We start from the raw sequence: 3,947 nt of genomic DNA on the forward strand, positions 1-3,947 counted from the left end.
GTTCAGAAAAACTAATGACAATCACGAAATTTCAATATTAATTGTCAATATTTCGCATAGTCTGCATTATATATCGAGAAATACTACTTCTAGTGTATTGATATTTTATATTTCAATTTTTGATTGAAGGTTTCAGATGATATTGTTGCATCACTACATTTGCTATTTCCAGATGTCAGCGGGGAGTGTAGTTGCCCCCATCCCTCATTAGAGATACCCCCCATGACCAAGGCAATAGCGATTTCGCTCGCCGCTCGCCTCTGCGCAGGTGGAATGGCGAAGCCGCCGATCATCGCGGCGTTCAGGCGATCTTTTTACAATGCGACTTCCTTCCTCGAAGAGCTTTATGCATCCGATGGTGCCGATGACGCATTGATCGCCTCGTGTATTGCTGATGAAGAGCTTGTTGTTTGATGAGATAGCTAAAGATGTACATGTCGTCGCCCCCACGATACCGAATTCAGTGGCTCTGAGGCGTATAAGGCACGCAGTAGTCGTCACATGTGATCACACGACATTGATCTATATTGCGCCGACGCTGCAAGAAATTGCAGTTCTCAAACTTCATCTTCCCCAAAGCCAGGATATCGCAGCCCGACTGAGAATAACGATTCCCGCGCACCTTTTAGAATTTCTGCGACTGCATTACGAGCAGGCGCTAGCGGAAAATGCCGTAAACATTGTCGAAACGACTAGTCGAGGTTTCTCGGCAAGGATTGTTGTGACCGGCAGCCAAGGCATCCTTCTCGGGCTCTCGAGCGCGTCAATCCTATTCGGGCTTGCGCTTGCACCTTCTTGCCTATGGTTCATTTTTCATATGCTTTTCTCGGTGTTTTTTTCCGGCTGCATCCTACTGCGCCTATTGGCGATGAGGGCAACGAGAAGAAGAGAAACGCGAGTCCTCTCACCGTTCCAGCGCGCGAGCTTCCTGTCTATAGCGTCATGATTACTCTTTACAAGGAGGCCGATGTAGTTCCGCAATTGGTCCGGGCCATGACTAAGCTCAACTGGCCACACTCGAAGCTGGAAGTAACCTTCCTGTGCGAAGCGGATGACTTCGCGACCATTGCGGCGTTCGAGGATCAGAAACTACCCCATGGTTTCATGGTCATTCCGGTGCCCGGCATCGGGCCTCGTACAAAACCGAAAGCCCTGAACTACGGACTTCAAATGGCGCGCGGAGAATTTGTGGTTGTTTATGACGCAGAAGACCGACCGGATCCCGATCAACTGCTCGAGGCATGGCAGCGCTTCAGTGCGGGAGGGGGCAATCTAGGCTGCCTGCAAGCTCCATTGGTTATTGGGAACGCTCACGAAGGATGGCTTGCCCGCTTGTTCGCATTTGAATACGCAGTGCATTTCTTTGGCCTTTTGCCCTGGCTTGCCCGCAACGGTCTGGTGTTACCGCTCGGCGGAAGTTCCAATCATTTTCGCCGCGACTGTCTCGAGGGAGTCGGCGGTTGGGACCCATACAACGTGACCGAAGATGCTGAACTTGGTACGCGGCTCGCTCGTCGCGGATTTATTGTCGAGATGTTGTCGTTGCCAACGATTGAAGATGCGCCGACGGTCACCGACGTGTGGTTGCGGCAGCGGACACGCTGGCTGAAAGGCTGGATGCAGACTTGGCTATTCGAGATGCGGCATCCGAGGCAGTTGCTGGGCGATCTCGGTTTTCGACGGATTCTAGTCTATCACATGTTGATAGCAGGATTAATTGTCTCTTCGCTGCTGTATCCGCTCATGCTTGTTTTCATTGCGTATTCGGGGGTCAATCYTGTTTTGGAAAACGCTGCTACCGCCGATCGCGGTATTTTAATCTATGATTGCATGAATATTACTATGGGTTACCTGTCATTCCACGCGCTGGGAAACCGCAGTTCGGTAGGTAAAGAAATAAAGGGTTCGATACTGCACGTCATACCGTTTTATTGGATGTTGGTATCCGTCGCGGCATGGCGTGCGGTCAAACAGCTCTGCACACAGCCCTTTCTATGGGAAAAAACGCCTCACCGACCGGCCGCGGTTAGAGAAAGCCTGGACCCGAACCGATAATCAAGGCGTCCTCGTTGCCGATCAAATCGAGATCTCGGCCCTTGTAGGGTAGGCTCAAGAGTATTCGGCGGATCACTGCATGGCGTGCGCGGCGTTTGTCGTTGGAACGCACGATCGTCCACGGCGCGTAAGGCGTATGGGTCCGAGCAAACATCTGGTCGCGTGCCTTCGTATAGTCGTCCCACTTTTCGGCACCCATGATATCGATCGGTGAGAATTTCCAGTTCTTCAAAGGGCTATGCCTGCGATCGTGGAAGCGCTTCAATTGCATGATCTGACCGATATCAAGCCAGAATTTGAAAAAATGAATATCATCGGCCACGATCATGCGCTCAAGGCCAGGTGCCTCTTCGAGAAATGTCTCATGCTGTTCGGGGGTGCAAAATCCGAGCACGGGTTCGACCCCCGCTCGATTATACCAGGAACGGTCGAAGGTTACGAATTCGCCGGTGGTGGGAAAGTGCGAGACATAGCGTTGGAAATACCATTGGCCCCGCTCGGTCTCGCTGGGTTTGGGCAAGGCGACGTTGCGCGCGGAGCGCGGATTCATGTATTGACGCAAATTGAAGATCGTGCCGCCCTTGCCCGCCGCGTCCCGTCCCTCGAAAACCGCCATCACCCGGCCGCCGGTATCCTGTAGCCAGTATTGCAGCTTCACCAGCTCGATTTGCAGCTTCTCGAGGGTCTCCGCGTATTCGTCTTTTGGCATCTTTTCAGTATAGGGAAAATCACCGGATTCCAGCGCGCCATCTTCGATCCAGACCGGTAATTTCGGATCGTCAATATTGAAGCTGCGCTTCTTGCCGTCAATCTTCAGTTTGAGTGTGGATTTCCCCTGACCCGGGCGTTGCGATGTCTTTTTTGAATCTTTACCCAAGTCATTCATCCTCAATTGACATAAAGCCATGTTATTGGGAGAGCGTTGGCTCGTCCAGAGGCGAAAAAGGACTGTAGTGCAGGAGTTTAACGCATGCGCATATGGAGGCTGGAAAGCCGGACCTTGTGGCGAAGAGCTGTGGAAAGGTTGATCCAGGCGCGGTTTGTGCTGGGAGTTGCTGCATTCATAACGGCCTTGGTTTTAAGTTCTGGCGCGTCCTGGTGGTTGAGTTTTGGCATCCTGATGCTAGTTTTCCTTGCCGTCGTCATGCTTTCCGCAGCTCTCCCCCGCAACACAGCCCGACACATCGATACGAATATTAATGATCCGGCAATCTTCAGCCTCTCAGGTCAGCAACTTGCAGCGCAATTGCCGGATCCGCTGATCATTTTTGACCATGAGGGGACGATACTTTACGTCAATCCTGCTGCCAATGGCGCTTTTCCGCCATTGGCGCGGGGCGGTGCGCTATTGATGCATTTTCGTGCGCCTGAAATGCAGACACTGGTCCAATCGGTCGTCGCGGACGCGATGGCACGATCTGTCGATTATTTTGAGCGCGTTCCGGTAGAACGCTGGTATCGCGCCACCGTGCTTCTGCTCGACCAGGCGGGTGGAGCAGATCGACAATATCTGTTGTCATTCCGCGACCAAACCGAGGCGCATCGTCTGGAGCGCATGCGGTCCGACTTCATCGCCAATGCCAGTCATGAGTTACGCACACCGCTCGCCTCGCTCAGCGGGTTTATTGAGACTTTGCGCGGCCCCGCACGAAATGATGAGGCGGCTCGCGATAATTTCCTCCAGATCATGCAGAAACAGGCCGAACGCATGGCGCGGCTGATCGATGATCTGCTGTCGCTGTCCCGCATCGAGATGAAGGCACATATTGCCGTCAAGGATCAGGTTGATCTGGCGGTGGTGCTCAACCACGTGGCGGACTCACTTAGTCCGCTCGCTGCCGAACTTGGCGTCGAGTTTGAGCGCAATATTGATGCTGGCCCCATCAATGTTC

4 protein-coding genes are annotated in these 3,947 nt (G+C 52.8%); 3 read left to right on the forward strand and 1 reads right to left on the reverse strand.

The window, feature by feature from the left end; genetic code table 11:
• Window positions 1–222: 222 nt before the first annotated feature.
• Both ACXJ5O_RS20805 and ACXJ5O_RS20810 read left to right on the forward strand, forming a co-directional pair.
• Window positions 223–414 (forward strand): hypothetical protein, encoded by a 192-nt coding sequence (locus tag ACXJ5O_RS20805; protein WP_457301549.1) that lies wholly within the window; start codon window positions 223–225, stop codon window positions 412–414.
• Between the two features lie 387 nt (window positions 415–801).
• Window positions 802–2,055 carry a glycosyltransferase gene (locus tag ACXJ5O_RS20810; protein ID WP_457301550.1) on the forward strand — a complete coding sequence of 418 codons (1,254 nt, stop codon included), beginning with the start codon at window positions 802–804 and terminating at the stop codon, window positions 2,053–2,055.
• Here the strand turns inward: ACXJ5O_RS20810 and ppk2 are convergent.
• Window positions 2,027–2,872 carry a polyphosphate kinase 2 gene (ppk2, locus tag ACXJ5O_RS20815; protein ID WP_457301552.1) on the reverse strand — a complete coding sequence of 282 codons (846 nt, stop codon included), beginning with the start codon at window positions 2,870–2,872 and terminating at the stop codon, window positions 2,027–2,029. The two genes, ACXJ5O_RS20810 and ppk2, sit on opposite strands and share 29 nt — an antisense overlap.
• Window positions 2,873–3,025: 153 nt before the next feature.
• Between ppk2 and ACXJ5O_RS20820 the strand changes: the two genes are divergently transcribed.
• Window positions 3,026–3,947: histidine kinase dimerization/phospho-acceptor domain-containing protein (locus tag ACXJ5O_RS20820; RefSeq protein WP_457301551.1), on the forward strand; the 922-nt coding region annotated here is incomplete at its 3' end.

Source organism: Phyllobacterium sp. P5_D12, assembly GCF_054049495.1.